The sequence below is a fragment of the Arthrobacter sp. KUASC02 genome, from assembly GCF_059739395.1.
This window is the reverse complement of the sequence record NZ_AP046053.1, coordinates 1275510-1298694: the sequence shown is the minus strand read 5'-3', so window position 1 is coordinate 1298694 and position 23185 is coordinate 1275510. Positions and strand designations below refer to the sequence as shown.

Here is a 23185-nt window from a genome sequence, read left to right as displayed (position 1 = left end):
GCGGTGGTCCGCATGGGCATGCATTACTCACCATTGAGGAGAGGTCATGACAACTCGCAGGGAAGTTCTAAAGCTGGGCGGAACGCTAGGGGCATTCAGCCTCGTCGGGATGAAGGGGGCACCGCTCACCGTTCCCCCACCCACCACGCCGCCCATCACCACCAGCCAGCTGGCGCCTCAAAACACGCCGGTTCCGTACGCCGGCGTCTTCCGGCGGCCGCCCGTGCTGGAGCCGTTCGAAACAGGATTCGACGACGGCGACCCCGCCCGGCCGTATGCCAAGTACGCGCTGACCCAGAAGCTTGGCCAAACCCAGCTCGTCCCCGGCCTCACCACCACGCTCGCCGGCTACAACGGCATTTTCCCCGGCCCCACCATCCGTGCCATCCAGGGCACCCGGACGGAGGTGCGGATCCGCAATGACTTCCCCGCGCTGGGCCTGCTGCATCCCCTGGCCTTCCAGACCGTCACCCACCTGCACGGCTCGGCGTCGCTGCCGCAGTACGACGGCTACGCCAACGACGTCACTCCGCCTGGATACGTCAAGAACTACCACTATCCCAACTGGCAAACCGGCCGCACGCTCTGGTACCACGACCACAAGCACCACGTGACGGCCCAGAACGTGTACTCGGGTCTGGCCGGCTTCTACCCCCTCTCCGACAAGTTTGAACGTGACCAGCTGCCGCAGGGTGAGTTCGATGTGCCGCTGATGATCTCGGATGCGCTCTTCAACGCCGACGGCACCTTCGGCTACAACGACAACGACCACAAGGGCCTGTGGGGCGACATCATCATGGTCAACGGGGTGCCGTGGCCCACCATGAAAGTGAAGCCGCGCATCTACCGTTTCCGGGTCCTGGTGGCCTCGATTACCCGGTCCTACCGCCCCACGCTTTCCACGGGCGAGCCGGTCTATATCGTCGGCACGGACGGCGGCATGGTGCCCAAGGTCCAGGCTGTCCAGTCCTGGCGGCAGGGAACTGCCGAGCGCTACGAGATCCTCATCGACTTCCGGAAGTACAAGCCCGGGCAGACGATCCAGCTGAAGAACCTGAGCAACAAGAACAACGAGGATTTTGCCAATACGGACAAAATCATGCAGTTCGAAGTGGTCCGCAACTCCGGCTCGAGCAAGGGGACCATCTCCGCGATTCCCAAGACGCTCGACGACGGCGGGTCGCCGAATGCTGCGCGAGGAGGACTGTCCACTATGAGCCTGACACCGGACCTGGTGGTGGCCAAGCGGGAGCTGAGGGTGGAACGCGAAAACGGCGAATGGGTGGTCAGCGGCGTCACCTGGGCCGACGTGGAAGCGTCCGGATTTACCAAGCTGCTGGGCAACCCCCAGGCCTTTGATGTGGAGCAGTGGACCATCACCAACGCGTCCGGCGGCTGGTTCCATCCGGTGCACATCCATCTGATTGACGCAAAGATCATCGGCCGCAACACCAACGGCGGGCAGCCGTTCGCGTGGGAGACGGGGCCCAAGGATGTCTTCTACACCGGCGAGAACGAATCGGTCACCCTGCTCACCCAGTTCGACACCGGAGCCCACACAGGCGGGCGCTACATGGTGCACTGCCACAACCTGGTGCACGAGGACCACGACATGATGGTCCAGTTCTCCGTAGGTGACCTCCGGAACAACGATCCGATCACCTCGGACCCGGCCGTCCCGGACACCCTGCCGGCCAACTTCTTCGTCCCGAAATACCAGCCGGGCTTCCCGGCGGGCACCTGAGATGAAGGCGGCCGCTGTTGCCGTCTCGGTGGTGCTGGCTTCCTCGCTGCTGGCCGGCTGCACCGCCGGAGCTCCCGGCCCGCGCCCTTCAGACCCGTCCGGCGTCGTCCTGACGTCCGAGTCGGGCTCCGAGCTGGGGAACGGCCGGCCCCAGGTGAGCCACGACGGGCTCATGGTCCGCCGGCGCATTGCGGTGGCCGTCCACCCCGCCCCGGACGCGGACGTGGACAAGCTCCGCACGGCGCTCTTTTCCGCCGCCGACAGCCTTGGCCTGGCTGTGTCCCCGATATCACCGGATGTCCTGGGGGCCAGCGTGCTGCAGCATACGGTGCCTGAGCTCATTGTTGCCTTGCCGGCTGATGCCACCATCGCAGACGGCGGCGAGCTGGTTGACCTTGCCTTCGGCCACGACCAGGCGTTTCCGGGGCTGGAACATGTCCACGTGGCCCAGGTGCTGGCGCACGACCTCCGTTTCACCGTGAGCACGTCCACCCCCGGCACGGTGGCTGAGGCCATCACGCTGGAAGGAATCCTCGCCGATGCGCTGGGCAACTATGACACGCGGGTGGGCGACGGCGAGCTCGAATTCGCTTACACCGGACCGCTGCTGAGCGACAAGACGGTGGAGGCTGTCCGCCGCGGCATTGCCCGCGCCGCAGGGAATTCCGCCGACGACGTCAAAGTGGCTCCGCGGTCGGAAACGGGCACGGGCGTGGACATGGCCAAGGAACCGGCTGAGGCCGCCGCTGCCGAGGAACCGGTGCACGGCCACTAACCGCAAATCACGACGACGGGCCAGGCCGGCTGAGAGGGCATCTCAGCCGGCCTGGCCTTTCGTTGTGCCTGCCGGCGGGTTCCCCGCACTCGGGCGCTGCGCCGGCAGGGTCTGCGCCTGCAGGAGGCGCTGCCGGCAGAGCGGGTACCCGTAACTTCGAGCTGTGAGCAGCGCCTTGGCTCTCCCCTGCCCAGGAGCCCCACGCACAGCGAAGGGGGTGGCCGGTGGGCCACCCCCTTCACTTGCCAGCAACTGCTAGCTGCGCTGTGCCTTGGCTACCGCGCCACCACGTTGTTCGAACGGGCGGACTCCGGGCTGGTACCTGCCGCGTTGATGGCTACCACTATGAAGCGGTATTGGTTGTTGGTCAGCGTCATGTCCAGGGACCTGGCCGTCGCCGGCAGGACTGCGGAGTCTGTCCGTGAGACCACGGTGGCGTTGGCTGCGGCCGAGCTCATCCGCAGTGCCGTTACCTTGTAGCCCGTGATCGGGGAACCGCCGGTGGCGGCTGGCGGCGTCCAGTTGGCGATGGCCGTCACTGCTCCCCGGTTGGCCCCTTGCCTGGCGGTTCCGATCACCGGAGCGCCTGGCGCGGTTGGCGTGTTGACCGCATTCGACGGTGCAGAGCCTGCGCTGGCTCCGGAGGCGTTGACCGCCCGGACCACGAAGGTGTACTGGGTACCGTTGGTCAGCCCGGTGACCACCTGGCTGGTGGCCGCGTTGGTGAAGGTGATGGTCCTGACCACCGCGGTTCCCATGCGGACGTCGATCTGGGACCCGGTAATCGGTGACCCGCCGTCACTGGCCGGCGCCGTCCACGTCACGGTTGCCGAAGCGACCCCCACAGCGGCCGCCACATTGGTCGGTGCACCGGGAGGCGTAGCGGCCGGTGTGACCGCGTTGGATGCCGCGGACAGCGCCCCTGCGCCGAACTGGTTCACTGCGCGCACCTGGAAGGTGTACGAGGTGCCGTTGGTCAGTCCGGTGACCGTGGCGCTGGTGGCCGTGGCCGCAATGCCCGTGACCGTCCGGACTGCCGCGCCGCCGGTGGTTACGACGACCTCGAAGCCCGTTATCGGCGAGGACCCGGTGGCAGCCGGGGCCGTAAACGTCACTGTGGCGGAGGTGTTGCTTGCGGTCGCAGTGCCGATGGCCGGAGCGTTAGGCACCGCCAGGGTGACCACCTGGTCGGAGAACTGCAGCCGCTCGATGTTCCGCAGCGTGTCGATCCCGTCGCTGGCCCGCTGGCCGGCCACGTCGGCGCCAGTCTGGGTGACTGTCACCTTGGCCAGCTCGGTGGCCGTCGCCGGGGTGGCAACGATCGTGTAGTTGGACAGCGGCCCGGAGAACAGTGCCGTGTCGGTGCCGCCGGTACCCGTCAGGATCTCGCGCACTGCCACGATGTTGCCCGGGTTCACGGTTCCCGCGAACACTGCCTCCTGGAGGGTGGGACCGGTGAGGTTGCCGGCGCCGTCCCGCAGGTACTGCGTGGTCATTCCGGCCGCGCTGCCAATCTCGGAGGCCGGGTTGTTCGCGTCCGTGCGGACACTGAGGCGAACGCTGAAGTACCTGTCGCCGTCGATGATGTCATCGGCGCCACGTCCTTCGATCAGGTCGCTGCCGCCGCCGCCAAGGAGGATGTTGCCATCGCCCCAGACGTTGCTGCCGGGAACCAGCAGCGGGCAGCTCCTGGATGCCGATGCCGCGATGACCGTGTCAGCGGGAGTGCTGAGCGCGGGTACCAGCGGGTCGAGGCCGGCGATGCGGTCAAGGCCTGCCTGGTCCAGCACGTCGCATCCGATGAATCCGGCGCCGCCGACGGCGCTGGGAACCAGGTCGTCGCCGCGAAGGATGTCGTCGAGGTTCGCACCGGAGAGCGCCTCAAGTTCGTTGAACTTGTCGCGGACGCCCACCTGCAGGATGTCCAGCGGCGGGATCGGAAGATTCAGGTCAGCGTCCTGCGCCTGCGGATCCTGAAGGCCGATTTCCCAGTCGTACCCGGAGGCTCCGGCGACCTTCTCGATGCCGGGTCCTGCGAGGCCGACGTCGTCGCCGCCTTCCATGTCGTAGTCGTCGTCGCCGCCCTGGCCGATGAGGATGTCATGGCCCGGCTTCTGGGAATCGTCCAGGAAGAACAGGTTTCCGCTGTCCCCCTGGAGGAGGTCCGGCTGATCGCCGCCTTCCTGCCAGTCGTCGCCGCTGTCACCGAACACTGCGTCTTCTCCCTGGCCGGCGATGATGAAGTCGTCACCGGCACCGGCGAAGGTTTCGTTGATGTTGGCTCCGCCGTTCGAGAAGTCCTTGCCGTCGCCACCCATGAGGATGTCAAGGCCCGGACCGGCGTCGATCGCGTCGTTTCCGGGACCGCCCTTGGGTACGTCGTCGCCGGCGAGGTCGGTGATGATGTCATCACCTTCACCGCCGAGTGCGACGTCGGCGCCGTCACCGCCCTGGATGATGTCGTTGCCCAGGCCGCCCCAGAAGGTGTCGTTGTCGTTGCCTCCGTACATCCGGTCCACGCCGGCGGTGCCGTTGTAGACGCTCTGGCCGTTGATCCCGGAGGGGTCCACGGAGTTGATGGCCCGGTACTTGATGGTGCCGTCGGGCATCCGGATCAGGAGCGCTGTTTCGTTGCATTCCGACGCCGGGTCATCGGCCACCGTGTTGCCCGAGGCCGTGAAGCCGTCGGCGGTGCCCGCCAGGTTCTTGAGTTCGAACTTGCAGTCCGCCGTGGCGAATGCATCGGCCTTCAGGGTGTGCACGTTGGTGTTGCGCATCATCATTTCGGCGAATGAGTTGCCTTCCAGTTGCGCCCGCAGGTTCATGCCCGGGGTGCGCGCGAGGTAGTACAGGCGGTCGCCGTTTTGGAGGTCGGTGAGCTGGCTTTCAAACACGAAGTTGAACGTGCTGCCCAGCAGGCCGCCGAACAGGTTGGTCCGCTCCGCGAGTCCGCCAACCCAGAGGTCAACGGCGTCGAGTCCGGTGATGGACCTTGTGCCGTCGTTCGCCCAGGCACCGATGCTGTTCATGAACGCCGCGGCGTCACTCGGGCCGACTTCGCCGGCGAGGGTGTCGGGGCTGACGATCTTGCGGGCAGCGGTGCGGCGTGAATCGAGCGTGGCCGGTCCGTCGTCGGCCGTCCCCAGGGTTGCATCGGGGCCGGCATCCGTGAGGATCGTCGGGTGCTGCCCGTAGGCTGCCACGAAGTTGATCAGCGACTCCGGGTGCTTGAGGTTTTCGCCGAAATCGATCCAGTTGGTGTAGGGCTGCAGCTGGCCGTCGTTGGTGGCGGCGTGGAGCTCCCGGCGGAGGTTGTTCAGCGTCGGGATGCCTTCGGACCGGGCCCTGGTCATGTTGATCGTGGGCAGGTCCAGCGGGAGGCCCAGCAGGTTGTTGCGGAGGGTGTCGGTGACGAACTCGTCGAGCTCGTTGCCTACCTGGTCGGACATACCCATGATGATGCTGCCGGCTGCTTCCTCGGAGGTCAGCTGGCCGGCGGGGCCGCCGTTCGTGTAGGCCGGCGGGTTGAGGAACCCGTCGAGCAGCGAGATGTCGTTGTCGCTTCCGCGGATGTCATCGGCGGTGCCGAACACAGTGTCCGGGCCGGGCTGATCCTCGTTGCGGCGGGAGATGGTCTCCGTCAGCATCGAGTGGCCGAACCGGTACACGGCATGGGCGAATTCCGCCTTGATGGCCGGGTTGAGCTCGGTCTGGGTGAAGGCGAACGGCTGGAAGGGGTTGATCGCAGGCTGAACCTTGCGGGCAAACTCCTCGAAGACCAGGTGCTGGTACTCCATTTCCGTGATGAACCGTGCCGCCTGGAAGAGGCGCTCACCGTTCCAGCCTTCAGCACCCGCGGCCAGCTGCCACTCCTGCAGCGCAGCAGTGCCGCTCGCCGTCGTGTCGCCGGTCAGCACATTCTTAATGTCGCCCACCAGGCGGTCGTGCTCGGAGTGGAAGATCTGGTGGATGGCCGTGAGGCCGATGTTTTCGTTGACGCGGCCGTCGCCGGCGATGAAGTGTGCGTTGAGCATTTCGTCGTCGTACGTTCCCGCCGGCTGGTTGGCGAAGTCGGAGGAGGCAACGTTGTCGCCGTCCGGGACCGGGGCCACCGGGGGTGTGTCGGGGTTGCGGTCGGTGTCCACCGGCGTGGGATCCGCGTTGTGTGCAATATCTGTCAGGAACGGCGTGTCGAAGTGCAGTGCGTTGGCCGGAACCGGAACCGGGGAGGCGATGTTGCCTTCCACCAGGCCGGTGGCGGTCACGTACTGCGGCAGTCCGTTGGGGCCGGGAATGAACTTGCCGTAGGGGTCCGCGGCAATCATCGGGATGTTGGTCACGTCGGCGTCCACCAGCCGGAGGCCCAGCAGTGCTGCAGCCTGCGCCTTGGTGGTGGCCCAGGTGGCCATGCCGCCGGCGGTGGGACCCGCCGGGCCGCCCAGCAGCTTGCCCGTGGACACGGGCCTGCCGGCGTTGTTGTTCAGGTATTCGCGGAGGAATACCTGGTGTGAGGGGTGGGAGGTGTAGGTCTGGCTCTGGTCAACCCAGGGCGAGTCCGTGTTCACGGCGTCCTGGATGTCGTCGTCCGTGCCCAAGATGCCGTCCGCGCCCGGCTGGTTCTGGCCGCGGGTCAGCACCATGAAGCGCAGGTTCGGGTCCAGGTCGTCGCCGTTGCCCAGGATGTGGTCGGCACCCGCGATCAGCGGATCGTCGGCCTTCAGCGGCACGAACACCGTGCCTCCGCCCTTGACGGTCTGATCCACGCCGTGGTCGAAGAACTGTCCGAACAGCGTGAACATCGAGTTGTACGGTGGCGAAAGGCCCACGTCGGTGGTCACGTTCGGCATGAACAAGGTCTGGTGGGACGGAACGCAGCCTGCAGGGATGCCGGCAGCATCCGGGGTGGGATCCGTGGTGCACGGCACCACGCCCTCGGCGCCCTGGGTCCTGACCGGATTACCTGCCGCGGCCACGGCGGCGGGGTTGGTGGAGGTCTGGTCAACCACCAGGTTGCTGATCACACGGGGCTGGGAGTCGAAAACGACGCCGGACTTCTGCTCGTAGCTGGTCGGCGCCGGCGGTCCCCCGAGTGATCCGGACTCCGCGGGGCGGAATGATTTGGAGCCCAGCCGCGGGAAGATTTCGTCGGCTGCGCCGAAGGTTTCCTGGCCGGGCACGAGGTTGTTGCAGGAGCCGTCCACCGTGCGCAGCCCCTTGGAGACGAGGGGGCTGGCGATCTGGTTGGGGCCGGTGCCGATCATGGTGTCGCACGGGTGTTCCGGCGAGAGGGTTGCCGCGTGCGCTTCGGCGATCTTGATCTGCTGCAGGATGAACGCCAGGTCGGCGGGGCTCACCGTAAACCCTTGGCCGACGGGAGCCGTAACGGCGTGGGCGGCCACGGGAAGGCCCATGCCAACCGGCATGACGATTGCCGCTATGGCCGCGACCAGCCGGACCCGCGCCGGCCTGACTCGTACCGGGCGGGGGGCTGCGTGCCGCCCGCGTCTGGCGTAAAAACTGCTGTCTTCAGGGTTTGGGGGCGCGGACGCCTTAGCGTCGGACGGGCCCAGGGGCATCCAGTTGAAGGGTCTCATGACATGCCTGCCGTTAGAGGGATGGAATGAGGCCATGGTGAACCGGGCACCTAGGAAAAACCTTGTTGGGGCAGCCCCCGCCCTGCGGCAAAAGGAGTGTCAAACGGGTGCGCAGGAAGTGACGACGGGCAAATAAGTAACTTCGAGGGGCAAAAGACCAGTAGGGGCTACTCGTGTCCCCGGGGCGGTAAGTAGCGACGATGGACAAAAGCTTCCCGACTGAATCGCAGGTCTCTTTGATGTCTTCAGTGGATTTAGCCAAATCAGAACAAGCAACGCTGCCCGCACTGGCGGGGCCGGCAACATGCCGCCTCCAGGCCAACATCATCGGCCCGCTCCGGATCCGGCGCGGGGAAACAGTACTCGGATACGGGGAGCTCGGCGGCCCCAAGCCCCGGCAGATTCTCGAACTCCTGCTGCTGAACCTCGGCGCTCCCGTTTCCAAGGACCGCCTCATCGACATCCTCTGGGCCGGGCAGGCCCCGCCCGAGGCACTCCCCACCCTGGAGAGCTACGTGAGTGTGCTGCGGCGCCACCTGCAGCCCGGGATGGGCAAGGACGGCCCGCTGCGGACCGTGACCGGCGGCTACATGCTGGACCGGGCGCTGGTGGACCTGGACCTGGACCGCTTCGAATCCCTGGTACACGGCGCCGAATCCGCCACGCCCCAGCGCGCGATTGTGCTGCTCCAGGAGGCCCTGGGCTTGGCCTCGGCGCCCCTGATGGGCGATGAACTGGTGCCGTCCTGGGCGGAGGCGGAGCGGACACGCCACGCGGCGCGGGTTTTCCATGCCCGGGTGCTGGCGGCGGAGTCGGCCCTTGCCCTGGGAAAAACGCAGCTCGCCGCTACCTGGGCAAGGGAAGCAGTGGCTGATGATCCCCTCAGCGAGCAGGCCTGGACGGCCTTGGTCCTTGGGCTCGAGAAGAACGGCCAGCCCACGGAGGCGCTGCGTGCCTTCGATCAGTGCCGGCGGATCATGGACCGGGAAATGGGCTGCGCTCCGGGTCCTGTCTTGCGGTCCATCCACGCCAGGCTCCTGGAGGCCACGGCCGACGTCGCCCCGCCTGGCGCCGGTGGCGCCCCGGCCCCGCGAAGAATCCGCGTCATGACCATCAACCGCCACCGGACGTTCACCGAGCTCCTCGCCGGCGCACTGGACCGCGAACCGGACATGCTCAGCGTGGGTACCGCGGACTCGGCGCAAGCGGGTGTTGACCTGGTCCGCGAACTTGCTCCCGACGTCGTCATTCTTGACTACCGCCTGCGCGGCGAGGACGGCATTGCGGCAGCGCTGCAGATTCTGGCTGCCGCGCCCCACACCCGCATCGTCATGCTGGTCGGGGCGCCGACTCCGGAGGCGCAACGGCAGGCGGCAGCCGCGGGCATCTGCGCGTTCCTGCCCAAGGACGGCTCGCTTGCCACACTGCTGGAAGCCCTCAGGCAGACAAGCAATGTTCATGCACGCTGACTGGCGCCACGGCGCGCGTCCGCCGGATCAGTACGGCGCGCGGCCGCCGGAAGAGCACCATTCAGCCGAGCATTCCGAAGTTCGCGCCGCCGTGGTGAAGTTCCTCCTGATGGGCGTCCTCGCCCTGGTGCTGGTGGCACTCCCGGTGACGTTCTGGGTCCGCGCCGAGGCGGAAGACCATGCCCTGCACGAGGCGATCCTTGTCACGCAGCGGCTGGCGGACCACACCGCTGGCCCTTTCGTCACCGACAAGCTCCTGGCCGGTGACCCCGCCGCGGTTTCCGAGCTGGACCAGAAGGTGGGGCCGTGGCTGGATAAGGAGGGCGTGCTGCGGATCAAGATCTGGAGTCCGGACGGCAAGGTGGTGTATTCGGACCAAAGCGCCCTGATCGGCCAGGTTTTCGAACTCCGGGCTCCGGAGCGCCAACTGCTGGCAGGGGGTGACGCCACAGCCTCCCTGGGCCATCAGCAGGAATTCGAGAACCAGTTCGAATCGGCCCGCGGGGAACTGGTTGAGGTCTATGTCCGGTTCGAGGCCACCAACGGGACGCCGCTGATCTTCGAGGCCTATTACGACGACGAACCCCTGCGCGAGGAACAGCAAGAGGTCCTGTTCGGCATGTTTCCGCCGCTGGTGCTCTCCCTGTTCGCCCTCCAGCTGGCGCAGCTGCCCACCGCCATCCGGCTGGCCCGAAGGATCCAGGCGAACAGAACCACCGGCCACCGCCTGCTCAAGCATGCGGTGGAGGCCTCGGACCTGGAACGCCGGAGAATCGCCAGGGACCTCCATGACGACGTGATCCAGGACCTGTCCGGCCTGTCCTACGCCCTCGAATCCGAAGAGCTCCACGGCCAGGGCCACAATCCGCTGCTCACCGAGGCACGCTCCATCCTGCAGCGCAACGTCCGGAAACTGCGGGAAATAACAACCGAGCTGTACCCGCCCGACCTGGCTGAGTTCGGGTTGCCGGCAGCGCTGGCGAGGCTCGCCGGTCCGGTGCAGGACCGGGGCATCACGCTGCAGCTGGATCTCCCGACGGACATTGACCTGGACCGCGACCAGTCCGCCATGCTGTACCGGGTTGCCCGGGAATCCCTGGCCAACGTGGCCAAGCATTCGCACGCCACCAACGTCCGCGTCAGCTTGACGAACGACCCCGGCGGCGCCGAGATTTCCGTCGCCGACGACGGCATCGGCTTTGACCAGGCCCAGGGTTCGGCGGAAGGGCACAGCGGCCTGCGGATCCTGCGGGACACCTTCAATGCTGCGGGCGGGACACTGGAAGTCCGGACGGCACCGGGGGCCGGCACCACAGTCAAAGCCCGGCTTGAAAGTCCCGCTGCGGCCCTTCTTTAGCCGCGAATTTTCCCGCGAAATAATTGCTTTCGCACGGTGATTGTTTGGCCGCAATGTCTGTGGCATTCTTTGCATGTCGCTGCGCTTCCGGGGCCAGCGAAAACTGGGGGCTACCGGAGGTCTCATCGCTGCACCATTTTCCCCCGGCTCACATGTCTAAACGGGGAGAAATCAATTGCACCTATTCACCACAAGTCTGCGCTCGTTGCGGAATACCAGAACTGCAACAAAGGCCGCAGCCGCCCTCACCTGCACCGCACTGCTTTCGGCCACTTTCTTTGTGGGCGGCACGGCAGCCACCGCAGCGCCGGTGGCGCCGGGCACGGAAACGTCCAATGCCCAGGGCGAGCAGGTGGGAGCCCCTGCGGTCGCACCGGCACCCGCCCCTAAGGCGCTCGACGCCGGTCAGGCACCCGCCGCCGGCAGCGGCGCCGTCACCGAACGCGGTGCCATCACCGAGGGGGCAACGCCTGCCGGCGGGAGCATCGACAGGACAAACAGCCAGCAGATCACCGATGTCTTCAACGCCATCAATGCCTTCCGCGCCACCAAGGGCCTGAAGGCAGTGACGTTCAATGCCACGGTGTCGGAAATGGCCGAGGACTGGTCCGACACCATGGCCACCAGCGGCACGTTCGCGCACAACCCCGGCTTCCATTCGGATCCCCGGGTGGCGGGCCGTTGGACCATGGCGGCGGAAATCATCGCCGGCCGCCCTGATTACTCCGGAGCCGGCCTGGTGGATCAGTGGATCGCTTCAGCCCCGCACAATGCCATCATGAGCGACCCCGGCTTCACCACCATCGGCGTCGGCATCGCCCGCGTCCAGAATGAGGTGTACCTCCTGGGCACGGTCAACTTCTTCAACTTCGAGGTTGCCCCGGCCGGCAGCTACACCACGGCTGCGGACTTCCTGAACGGCGGATCCGAAATTTCCGGGCCGTTCGCGGATGTGCCCGCCGGAACCCAGTTCGCGGGCGAAATCAACTGGCTCGCCAGCAAGGGCATCAGCACGGGCTGGAACGTGAACGGCACCACCACGTACCGCCCGGTGACACCCGTCAACCGCGACGCGATGGCCGCGTTCATGTTCCGCCTGGCCCGCCTGGGAGGACAGCCCGACTACACCCCGCCGTACTACTCGTGGTTCGATGATGTTGCTCCCGGAACGCAGTTCTACAAGGAGATGAACTGGATGGCGGAGTACGGCATCTCCGGCGGCTGGGATGAAGGCAACGGCCAGTACACGTACCGTCCGCTGACCACCGTGAAGCGTGACGCCATGGCGGCGTTCCTCTACCGTCTGGCGGGCGAGCCCGCGTTCACTCCCCCGGCCACCTCACCATTCGCGGATGTGACCACCTCAACCCAGTTCTACAAGGAGATCACCTGGCTTGCCTCCGTGGGCATCTCCTCCGGCTGGGACGAAGGAAACGGAAGGTTCACCTACCGTCCGTTCAACTCCGTCAACCGCGATGCTATGGCGGCCTTCATGTACCGCCTGTACACCATGTAGGTCAGCCAGGCAGAACAAAGCAACGCAGAATGCAGAAGCCGGCCTCGGGGAGCAGTTCAGAAACCCGGGGCCGGCTTCTTTTGTTGTTCGCAGGGGCTACCTACCCGCACCCAGCAGGACTAGCTAGGTCGGCTGACTTTGCTACCCCTGGATGCCGATGCGAACCAGCGTTCGCCGGTCGATGAGGGTTCCGTCGCCTAGTTGGCCGCCGAGGTTGTTGCCCCACGCCCAGGCGTTGCTATCAGCGTCGATCGCGTAGCTGCTGCCATATCCGCCAGCGGCAACCTCGCGCATGTTCTGAAGGGCGGGCAGTTCGGCGGGCAGAAGCCTCGGCGGGTAGCTCGTTGGGTAGCCGGGGCCGGGTGAACTGCCCGTCCCAAACATTTGGCCATAGGTGTCATCGCCCCAGCCCCACACGGTTCCGTCACTTCGTTTCGCAAATACATTGCTGTAGCTTCCGGCTGAGAGTTGAACAGCGTTGGTGAGTCCGACTACCGGTACGGGCAGCATCCGCGCCGTGCGTGTCCCGTCACCAATCTGTCCCGCACCGTTGTCCCCCCAAGCGCGGACTGTTCCATCCTGTAGGAGCACGTATGCCGTTGCATACCCCGCAGAGACGGCGACGGCCCCTGCGATGTCACGGACGGGTGTGGGCACGAGACTACCTGCAGTGGTGCCATTCCCCAGTTGCCCGTTGCTGTTCGACCCCCAGGCCCAAACCGAACCATCCCGTTTTAGGGCATATGTGGTTTCGTACGCGCCCACCGCCATCGAGGTGACGTCGGCAATACTCTGAATCTTCGTTGGAGTTGAACGATTCAGCTGCGTGCCGTCGCCGAGCTCACCTTGCCGGTTGAACCCCCACGCCCACACGGTGCCGTCCGTTCCTAGGGCAAAGGCACTGACGGACCCTGCGTAAATGGCTGTGACGGCAGGTAAATCTCGCACGCGGACGGGCGCTAATCGCTGCACGAGCGTTCCATCGCCAACCTGGCCGTAGGTGTTGTCGCCCCAGGCCCAAACCGATCCGTCAGCCTGCAATGCGTAGCCGTTGGAGCCTGACGACGCGATGGCAGTCACCGACGAAAGTCCGGGGACCGCGACAGGAAGTGTGCGTGACACAGTTGTCCCGTCCCCAAGTTGTCCGCTATGGTTCCGACCCCAGGCGAGCACTGAACCGTCGTTCTTGAGCGCGTAAGCGTTCAAGTAGCCACCGGAGAATACCTTCACATTTGCGACGGCGCCCGGTGCCGGGTCCGGATCAGGGTTCGGGGCCGGAGGCAGCGGCGCGCCCGGGAACGCCTCGCTGTAGCCCCACCTCCAAGACTTGATGTTCCATGTGTAGGTTCCGCTTGCTATGACGGCATCGAGGATCTTCCTGTCGATAATCGGCACGGTCAGTTCAACAGCGACGACGACCTCGCCGCCGATGAACAGGGAGATGTCTACCTGGGGGCCGTCGCCGGTGAAGACGATCGCGGCGGAGACGCCGGCCTGCGCTCCGATGGTGATCGTGGGCCCGGCGAACCCGTAAATCAGAAGTCCGGCTTTCAACGTGGGGCCGAAGCCGGCGTCGATCTTGCCGGTGATGGCGGCGGATCCTCCCGGAGCAAATACTGGGTTGCTGAACTTCATTGTGGGTCCGCTGTCGACGTTTCGGAACCCGCCGTTGGAACTGTAGCGGAACCCGTAGTCCTGGGTTCGTTCCACACCTATGTCCACCACAAAGGAGGTTTCAGCCGAGAAGTTAGCTTGGAGGTAGACCGTGCCGCTGGGGAGGATCACCACGGGGATCGTCAGCACCACAAACGTGATGGGCGCCATCTTGAGTGTCGCAAGCTGATGTTTGACCCGGTTGGTGGTGGCTGCCTTGAGGTAGGCAGAAGCAGTGGCCTTCGCGCTCATTTCGCTGTGCACAATCGTCGAGAACTCGTCCACCTGGGTGCGCGGTATCCCCCAGCTCCATTGAAGGCTCGTCTTGAGAGTGAGTTTCAGGGTCAGGCCGACTCTTGCTTCTCCTCCGATTGAGTAGCCAGCTGAGGCGGCCACCTTCTCCTTCGCCTTCTGCACTGTTTCTTCGGCGGCTTTGCCCAGGAACTTGCACCCTTCGAGCGAGTCGCAGGCGAAAACACCTTTGAGGTCCACGTAGCTCTTGAATTCCACGCTTTCATCTATGGTCGCCTGAGGCTCGATCCCCGCCAGCCGCTCAGACACCAGACCTGCCGGGCCGTGCTGGGCGTCGCTCCATGCGGCCGACGCCGAATCGGAGTAGCTTCCCAGCGCCACGTCCGTTCCAGGGGCAGCGACCGCCGCAGGCACGCCCTCATCAACCACCGTCAGCCCTGGGCTGCTGTCGCCTCCCGGGCCGCTTTCGACGACGGCCAGCCCGTTTGTGCTGTCCAACGGTACTTCCTGGGTGAAATCAACCTGCAGGAACACGTCGGTGAGTGCGGCCTGGGTGGTGGTGACAACCGTTGAGCCGCCCACGTCATCCACCGCCGTTACGCTCCGCAGCAGCCCGTTGGGCGCAGCGGCCGAGGCTGGCTCCACGATGATCTGGCCAACGGTCACGTCAGGGGCGTTGGCGAAGGTTACAGAGGTAGGGGTGACCGCCTGCAGGGGGTGGACGTTGGTGTCGACCTGCACGGCATCCGGAGAGATTATCTGCGCTGAGGCCGCGGGCAGAACGGCGTCAATGACAACGCTGGCTGAACCGGATTGGGCGGCCCTGTCTGTTGCAGTAACTGTGAAGCTCCGTGTGCCCGACTGCGGGACGCTGGTTTCAAATGACCAACTGATCCCCGATGAGGTTTGTCGCACTTTTGCTGTTCCCACCGCGACGCTTCCCACACTCACAACCACCGAAGCGGCAGCTGATCGCGCGTCCACGGTTCCTTCGAGGGTGAGCTTCCCGGTTTCCCCGAGATCGATTCGTGAAGACGCAGCGGGTGACGAAATCCGAACGGCCGGTGGCGTTCCAGCTGCCTGAAGGCCGGACGAGATGAACGTTCCCAAGGGTAGGACTGATGCAGCAACAGTGCCGTTTGTTACGGCTGCACGCGGGGAACCGTTCTTTAGCGGGACGAATGCGAGTTGTGGCTGGACGCCTGTTGCTGCGTCGGCCAAAGCCCCGCCGGCCGCAGCGGTACCGTCGGGTGCGATGCTGAGTGTTCCGGGTTCGCCGTTGGGTTCTGCTGACACCAGCATCAGGCCGGCCGCGTCACCGGTTGCTCCCGGCAGGGAAACGGAGGTGCCGTTGGAAGTGGCAGCGAAGTCCTGGGGGCGCGCTCCCGCGACGGGCACGTAGCTTCCCGATACGTTCACGTTCGGCGCGTTCTGCGCGGCGTCCGTGACGTACCCGCGAACGTCCAGCCTGAGTGCTCCTGTTCCGTTTGCAAGCGAAGCGGTTACCGTGCCTGTGTCGGAGGGTGTCAGCACCGTGGTCACCGAGGTGGTGCCGCTCTTGAATGCGAGCGCTTGGTCTCCAAGTTTCAGCGTGTTGGCTGTTGCAAGGTCGACCGTGGCGGTGACGTACACTGCGCGCACGTCAGTGGCCGGCACACCTCCGGCACCGGTGACGCCTATGTCCAGCGGGGTCGGTGAGAGCCGGTCACCAGCCAGGCGGCGGTCCGTGTCCGCGCGCGTTGCCACGGCCGGGAGCGCAACCGTGGAGCCGGGCACGGCTGGGGCATCGTCAAAGGTGGCCAGGAGCTGGACGGAAACGTCCGTGGCTGCTGAAGCGTCAAGGGACATGCCGCCGTCGACGATTGGCACCAGCAGCACCGTCGATCCGGACCGGCCGGCAGCGACGTCCAACGCGGGGGCCCCGGCGACGCTGAGCGTGACGTCGGTCTTCGCGGTCGCGACCGAAAGACGAACCAATCCGGATTCGTGGCCAGAGGCCAGGGGGCCGAGCGTGAATGCCGCGGCGGTCCCTGCAGGCAGCGGTTGGGCGCGCAGCAGGAACCTGTACATGAACGCTGCCATAGCATCACGGTTCACGGCCTGTACTGGCCGGAAGGTGCCGTCGTCCCATCCGGTGGAGACTCCTGTCGAGGCAAGCCAGGAAATTTCGCCGCTGAACTGGGTTCCGTTCGGAACGTCCCTGAACATCTTGGCGGTCCCGCTTGCTTGCGTAGGGTTGCCGGCGAGCCGAAACATAAAGGCGGCCATGGCATCCCGGTTCACGGCCTGAAGCGGCCGGTAGGTCTTTGTACCATTCGGCTCCGCCCACCCGGTGGAGATCCCCTTTCCGGCCAACCACGTGATCTCCTTGAAGAACTGGTTGCTCGGAGCCACATCAGCGAACGGTGAGGTGGCTGGCGGAGTGAAGTTGGGCTTGCCCGCGAGCCTGTACATGAACGCCGCCATTGCGTCCCGGTTCACGGCCGAAACCGGCTTGAACGTTCCGTCGGGCCACCCGGTCGCCACACCAGACGCGGCGAGCCACCCGATTTCGCGCCCGAACTGGATACCTGCAGGAACGTCCCGGAAAGTCAGGCTGCCTTGGCGGTCCTGGGGATATTGCGCATCCGCGAACGGAGCCCCAGGGGCATCCAGGTCAACTGTTGTTCGGGGCATGAATCCCACGGCATTGGCCGACACGGAACCTGACACCATCAGTACTAGAACGAGCATCGCGGCGCGCAGCGCCACAAAGACCCGTTTGCGGTTTCCAGCAAACACGTTTCCCCCATTTTGCGCCACAGAGCAGCACCGTCCCCCGATGTGAGACCCTCCGGACCGGCATTTCCGCGGCGCAATCACGGCGCCGCGAATCGTACCGGTGGAGAGTCTTGGCTCAGGCTATAGCCCGTCGCTACCAATTGAGTAGCTTGATCCATAAGTCGTGGTATTTGTTGCGAACAAAGGGTTTGACGTGCACCCTAATTCTGCCCGGCTGACGACCATCGGCCCACCCGGCTTGAGCCTGTGCTACCTTCAGCACAAAGAGACAAATAGACCTCCTTTGCGCATAAAGGCGGGTGTCTGTTTTGGGGGAAACAGGTCGCCTGCTTTGGGCGTGCCCCATTTTCGCGCAATGGGAATGGAGATATTGTCGAATGGCTTTAACAAAACGCGCCACCAGAGCCAGATACGTTGTTGTGGCAGCCATCTTGGCTGGCTCGTCAAATCTCGTCGGTCCCACAGCCCCTGCGCAGGCGTCAGAAGTCTGCGTCCGCGTGCCCAACGGGGCGTACACATGTTGGGACCGCGGCGACGAAGGCGCCGGAGAATGTCCCGGAGGCGCGTGGGTGGGCCCGGACAACGTCACGCACTACGGTCCTCAACCGGGGCGGTTCCAGAACTGGCTGTTCGCCCCGTCGCCCTTGATCGCGGGCCGTACCGCCGTCGGGCGGACACTTACGGTCCAGCCCTGCAACTGGGTTCCGGACCCCGTGACGCTGCACACCCAGTGGAAGCGGAACGGTTCAGCGATTGCCGGAGCGACCGGAACGTCCTACACCCTGACCGAGCAGGACCAGGGCAAAGCCGTTACGGTGACCGTGACCGGATCGAAGGATGCCTTCGCCAGTTTGGCTCGGACTAGCGCACCTACAGCCGTGATAGCTCCCGCTGAGTCGTATATCGATCCGCCGGCACCCGAAATCGTCGTCGGAAACTCCGTCGTCAGCGTCGGCACGCGGCTGTACGCGACAAATACTTGGCGGTACACCGAGCTGTCGTATTCCCACCAGTGGAAGCGGGACGGCATGCCTGTCGAGGGCGCCACCGGTGAAGAATACGTCCTGACGACGGCGGACATCGGCCACAGGATGTCAGTGACCCGGAAGGGGTGGCGCCCGGAATGGGCCACGGTGACCAAGTCCAGTGCCGAATCCGACGTCGTCGTGGCAGGTCCCCCGCCGTCTTTCAGTCTGCCAGCGGACACCACAGCACCGGTGGTGGCTCCCTCCGTTGCCGCGGGCACATACCTTGAAGGCCAGACTCTTTCCCTCGCGGCAGACGAGACGGCTGCCATCTACTACACAACGGATGGTTCGACACCGACGCAAAGTAGCCGTCGTTACAGCGAGCCGTTCTCCCTGCGTCAGACGACCGACCTGCGTTTCATCGGCATCGACCTCGCAGGAAATATCTCGGCGGCCGTCCGGCAGGTTTACTCGATCACGCCCGCTCCTGTCCTGGACTCGGCCGCACCCTCCATGTACATACCCCTTCCGAGCGGTACGTACTTGACGGGGCAGCGCCTGGAAATTTCGACTGACGAAGTGGCAGCCGTCTACTACACCACAGATGGAAGCACACCTACAACCGCCTCCAATGAATACTCGGCGCCGCTGAAAATGGAAACAAGCGCGGGCTACCGGTTCATTGCCGTTGACACCAGCGGCAACTCGTCCTTTCCGGAAAGCCGTAGCTACTCGATCCAAACGCCGGTGTTTGACGACATCCGGCCGGGAACCCAGTTTTACGCCGAGATCAGCTGGCTCGCCAAGGAAGGCATCTCTACTGGCTGGGAGGAACGAGGCTCCCGCACGTACCGGCCCCTGCAGCCCGTCAACCGGGATGCGATGGCAGCCTTCATGTACCGGCTTGCCGGGTACCCCCCATTCATCCCTCCGGCCGCATCTCCGTTCAACGACATCGCACAGGGGAACCAGTTCTACAAGGAAATAACCTGGTTGGCCTCAACGGGAATTTCCACAGGGTGGGACGAAGGCAACGGACATCGGAGCTACCGGCCCCTGCAGCCCGTCAACCGGGATGCGATGGCGGCTTTCATGTACAGATTCGCCGGCAGCCCTGACTTTGGCGCGGCACCCCTGTCCCAGTTCACGGATATCTCCGGTTCCTCGTTCTACAAGGAGATCAGCTGGCTCGCGGATAAGGGCATATCCACGGGATATATGGAACCGAACTGGACGCGGACTTACGGTCCGTTGCGGCCAGTCAACCGCGACGCCATGGCTGCTTTCATGTACCGCCTCCACAGCGCCTTCGGCACTAAGTAGCCTCCGTGAATGACGAACCAGCGGCGTCCGGCCAACCGGGTCCTCCGGATGACCGGGCGCCGCTCTCACCCCGCCAGCGGGTGCTGCTGTACTTCAACACCACCCGCCGCAAGTTCTGGGCCTGCGCCGTCTTCGTCGCACTATGGTTGCTGCTGCTGGCAACGCTCGAGGACGTGCCGCACATGGAGCAGGTTCCGAACTTGTTCATCGGTGCGGCGGTCCTCTGGATCCTGTTTACGCACGGATCCGGGCTCGCCAAACCGCCGCCGATGCCAGCTGAGATCATGCCCGGCGCTGCAGTTCTTCGTCGAGGCGGCCGACGGCGGTTCACGGGTTTCGGCTTACAGTGTGGACCGGATGCTCACGGGGCTTTACGACGTCATGAAACTGTCGGACGAAATGTCCGCCACCGCCGTCGAACTTGCCCGCGATGCCACCGGCGGATCATTTGAAGGTAAACCACCGTGACAGACGGCGGTAACCAGCATGTCCTGTGGGCGGTCGTTAACGGTCGATGCGGCAGGCGAGTTCATAGCCGTCGATCTCGTGAGTGACGGCGTAGTCGGTGGATGGGTGCAATCGCTCAGCAATTTTTTTCAGGTTGCCCCATTCCTTGGGAATGCCTCCGGCAATCCGGTCCACGAGGATGCAGTCCGGGGTGGGGTTCGTGTTGCCGATCCAGTACACGTCGTGGTCATCAACAAGATAGTTCATCAGCCCGATGTCTGTCTCAACGCTCGCCTCCGCCGGCACGGGGGCGAGCACGGCCGCGGCGGCATCAGCCCGGGCGGGCCTTGTCCAGGCGTTCGGGTCAGTGATGGTGCGCAGCGGAAGACTCGCTTGAAGCACGACTGCTGCAGTGATCGCGATGGCGACACCATGGGAGGTATATGTGCGCAGCCAAGCCCAGCGGCTATCGGGTCCGCGATCGATCGCGTCGAGGAGGGCGACGAATGCGATCGGCATGAGGACCGCACTGTAGTGCCAGGTGGGCCCCCAGTAGCCGTCATTGGTGGCCAGGAACCGCCATGCCAACGTCGGAACCAGCACGAGCGCAATTGGGGACCTTGCTATCAACCCTCCGGTGAACACGATGAGCAACAGCACAGTCTCGCCCTTGGACGGATTGAAGAGCGAAGCGGGGTCGGACAGGATGGCCATCGGGTTCGCATTGCCTGCATAGGCCCATGCCCCCTTCGGGTTCAGCAGAGGCAGGATGACCAGGGTGGCCAGCGCGAACCAGCCGAACCCCCACGCGGCCAGCCAGAAACCGATCGGTTTGCGGACACGGTAGGCGATGAGAAGGCCGATTGCGACCACGGTAAGCCCGAGGTCTTCTTTCACGAACACCAGGGGTGCTGCCCAGATCGCGGCCGCGCACCACCGGCTCTCAAGAACAGCGACGAGACTGCCGGTGAGGAGAGGAACGGCGAGGGCAATTTCGTGAAACTGAGCTTCCGCGGCGTACTGCAATCCCCAGCTAAGCCCGAATGCGATCCCAAGGAGGATGCCCGCCGCTAGGCCGAGGCGTCGTTGCGCTGCGCGGGCGAGGATGCCTGCGGCAGCTGCGAAGCACAGCGCCTGGATCACGAGGAGGGTAAAGGCGTGGGGGAAGGCAGCGTAGACCGGAGCGAGGATGGCCAGCAACGGGTGGAAGTGGTCACCCAGGAGGTTGAACCCGTCACCCTTCACCGTCACAATCGGCACCTGTAGCGTGGCGTACCGGTCGAGGAGTTGGGCGAAAATGCTCAGATCCCACGACTTCACCGTGAACTGCGACCACTGCCACGCTGCGAACACGACGTACGCCGCGGCGACGATAACTGCCACGGCGCCCGGTGCTATCCACAGAGCGTGAGCGCGGCGGGCTGGCTCTAGGCGAGTGGCAGGCTGCACAGCGGCCACAGGCCAGAGAAGATGTTCATCACGGAAACGACTCTAACCCGAGTTCACTGCATATCGGCGGCCCGATCCTGGGTTGGCCTGACACGCCGCGCGGTGCATGGAACGGTTGGAGGAAGCATTTGTTCGACATGTTAATCCGGCCCGAATAGACTTCGCTCACTTGCACTTTTCCGGGTGCCGTTTGGATTCATTCTCTGGGGGAACAATTGAAAATGCTCGGGCGGCCCAAAACATTGGGGCCGGTAATCCTCGCGGTGATTCTGCCGCTGCTGTTTATGGCACCGGCGCCGGTGGCCAGCGCGGCAGTGGAAGCCACCATCAGCGGCACGCTATCCGTTCCCCGGGGTGCGGATGTGAAGAATGCGTACGTGGCAATTTCGGGGGCCAATTATTCCCGGCAGATCGGCGTTTCAGCGGACGGTTCATACCGTTTCGGCGAACTCGCCGCCGGGTCCTACACGGTGCGTTTTGACTACCAGTCGTGGCCCAGCCCGGACAGCGCCCGTCCCGCCCCGCAGTGGTACAAGAACGGTGCCACGTTCAGCCAGGCCACCAGCATCACGGTTGCAGCCGGCCAGAGCGTCGGCGGTGTTTCGGCAACGCTCGACGACGGCGCTTTCATCAGCGGCCGGCTCACCGTAACGTCGGGCGTGGACGCCTCCAAGGTCAGGATTGTTGCCAGCGAGACAGGCCATACCAGCTACCTGCATTCCGCCACGGTGTATGCGCGGGCCGACGGCAGCTACACGCTGAGGGGCCTCCCGCCCGGCCGGTACCAGCTGTCCTTTTCCTCGCAGGACCGGGCCGGCGGCGGCATTGTCAGCACCTACTACGGCGGGTCCACCGAGGCCGCCGCCAAGGTGCTGGAGGTCCCCCACCTCGGCGGCATCAACAACGTGGACCAGTCACTCACCGCCGCCGGGGCCATCAGCGGCACTGTCACGGTCCCGGACGGCATCTCGCCGGCAGGGGTCTTCGTCACGGCCAATCCGCAGGACGGGTCCAGCGGGGTTCCCAGCGCCCGGACGGACGCCGGCGGAAACTTCGACATCGGGCATGTGACGCCGGGGACGTACAAGCTCCTCTTTGAAGCGGACGGCCTGGAGCCGCAGTGGTACGGCCAGACTGACTGGTCCGTGGAGTCGCCCGTGCTGACGGTGGAGGCCGGGCAGGTCCTTTCGGGGCTGACGGAAAACATCCTCCTCACTGCCCCCGCCTCGCCGCTGTTGTTCGCCGACGTTCCCCCGGGCACCCAGTTCGAGGCGGAGATCAACTGGCTCGCGGGCCAGGGCATCAGCACCGGCTGGATTGAACCGAACGGTTCCAAGACGTACCGTCCGCTGGGGCCGGTGAACCGCGACGCCATGGCCGCCTTTATGCACCGGCTGGCCGGCAAACCCGATTTCTGGCCGCCGCCCGTCTCGCCGTTCGCGGACCTCGCTCCGAGCGACATGTTCTTCAAGGAGATCATCTGGCTCACGGCCCGGAACGTTTCCACGGGCTGGGTTGACGGCAACGGCACCAGGACGTTCGGTCCGAGCAGGCCGGTCAACCGTGATGCGATGGCCGCCTTTATGTACCGCCTCGCCGGCAGGCCCGCATTTGATCCGCCGGCTGCCTCGCCGTTCACGGATGTGGCCAAGGACAATGTGTACTATCACGAGATCACCTGGCTCGCCGCCCAGGACATCTCCACCGGCTGGAAGGAAGCGGACGGGACCAGGACCTTCCGCCCATACCAGGCAGTGAACCGGGACGCCATGGCGGCGTTCATGTACCGCTTCGCATCCAAGTTCACCCCGGTGTAGCCCAGGATCGAATCCTCCCCGGGGACCCCTCTCGTGCCGG

The 23185-nt window shown here is 65.0% G+C and carries 9 protein-coding genes and 2 pseudogenes; 8 read left to right on the top strand and 3 right to left on the bottom strand.

Annotated features, from left to right (window positions below; translation table 11 throughout):
* Positions 1-46: 46 nt before the first annotated feature.
* Positions 47-1744, top strand: a complete 1698-nt coding sequence (locus AC6JAC_RS05925) for a multicopper oxidase family protein (RefSeq protein ID WP_497963888.1) — start codon at positions 47-49, stop codon at positions 1742-1744.
* A 1-nt stretch (position 1745) separates the two neighbouring features.
* The gene (locus AC6JAC_RS05920; protein ID WP_497963886.1) at positions 1746-2519 is read left to right on the top strand and encodes a hypothetical protein; all 774 of its coding nucleotides are present in this window, start codon (positions 1746-1748) and stop codon (positions 2517-2519) included.
* Positions 2520-2794: 275 nt separating this feature from the next.
* Here AC6JAC_RS05920 and AC6JAC_RS05915 read toward each other — a convergent pair whose 3' ends face one another.
* Complete coding sequence (locus AC6JAC_RS05915) at positions 2795-7942, bottom strand: peroxidase family protein (protein ID WP_497963884.1); 5148 nt, start codon at positions 7940-7942, stop codon at positions 2795-2797.
* 419 nt (positions 7943-8361) lie between these two features.
* Between AC6JAC_RS05915 and AC6JAC_RS05910 the strand changes: the two genes are divergently transcribed.
* From AC6JAC_RS05910 to AC6JAC_RS05895, 4 genes and pseudogenes are all read left to right on the top strand, one after another.
* Positions 8362-9582: a BTAD domain-containing putative transcriptional regulator gene (locus tag AC6JAC_RS05910; protein WP_497963882.1), complete on the top strand. Its 1221-nt coding sequence runs from the start codon at positions 8362-8364 to the stop codon at positions 9580-9582.
* Positions 9572-10939: a sensor histidine kinase gene (locus AC6JAC_RS05905; protein ID WP_497963880.1), complete on the top strand. Its 1368-nt coding sequence runs from the start codon at positions 9572-9574 to the stop codon at positions 10937-10939. Before AC6JAC_RS05910 ends, AC6JAC_RS05905 begins: the two co-directional genes overlap by 11 nt.
* 280 nt (positions 10940-11219) lie before the next feature.
* Positions 11220-11771 (top strand): annotated as a pseudogene (locus AC6JAC_RS05900) (CAP domain-containing protein); the annotation flags it as partial.
* Between the two features lie 111 nt (positions 11772-11882).
* A pseudogene (locus tag AC6JAC_RS05895) lies at positions 11883-12455 on the top strand (S-layer homology domain-containing protein); the annotation flags it as partial.
* A 141-nt stretch (positions 12456-12596) separates the two neighbouring features.
* Here AC6JAC_RS05895 and AC6JAC_RS05890 read toward each other — a convergent pair.
* Complete coding sequence (locus AC6JAC_RS05890; protein ID WP_497963878.1) at positions 12597-17141, bottom strand: S-layer homology domain-containing protein; 4545 nt, start codon at positions 17139-17141, stop codon at positions 12597-12599.
* 569 nt (positions 17142-17710) lie between these two features.
* Here AC6JAC_RS05890 and AC6JAC_RS05885 point away from each other — a divergent pair.
* Positions 17711-19432, top strand: a complete 1722-nt coding sequence (locus AC6JAC_RS05885) for a chitobiase/beta-hexosaminidase C-terminal domain-containing protein (protein ID WP_497963876.1) — start codon at positions 17711-17713, stop codon at positions 19430-19432.
* A 504-nt stretch (positions 19433-19936) separates the two neighbouring features.
* On the opposite strand, the gene AC6JAC_RS05880 is transcribed toward AC6JAC_RS05885, so the two are convergent.
* Complete coding sequence (locus AC6JAC_RS05880; RefSeq protein ID WP_497963874.1) at positions 19937-21262, bottom strand: DUF2079 domain-containing protein; 1326 nt, start codon at positions 21260-21262, stop codon at positions 19937-19939.
* 287 nt (positions 21263-21549) lie between these two features.
* On the opposite strand from AC6JAC_RS05880, the gene AC6JAC_RS05875 reads away from it, so the two are divergent.
* The gene (locus AC6JAC_RS05875; protein ID WP_497963872.1) at positions 21550-23145 is read left to right on the top strand and encodes a carboxypeptidase regulatory-like domain-containing protein; all 1596 of its coding nucleotides are present in this window, start codon (positions 21550-21552) and stop codon (positions 23143-23145) included.
* Positions 23146-23185 lie beyond the last annotated feature (40 nt).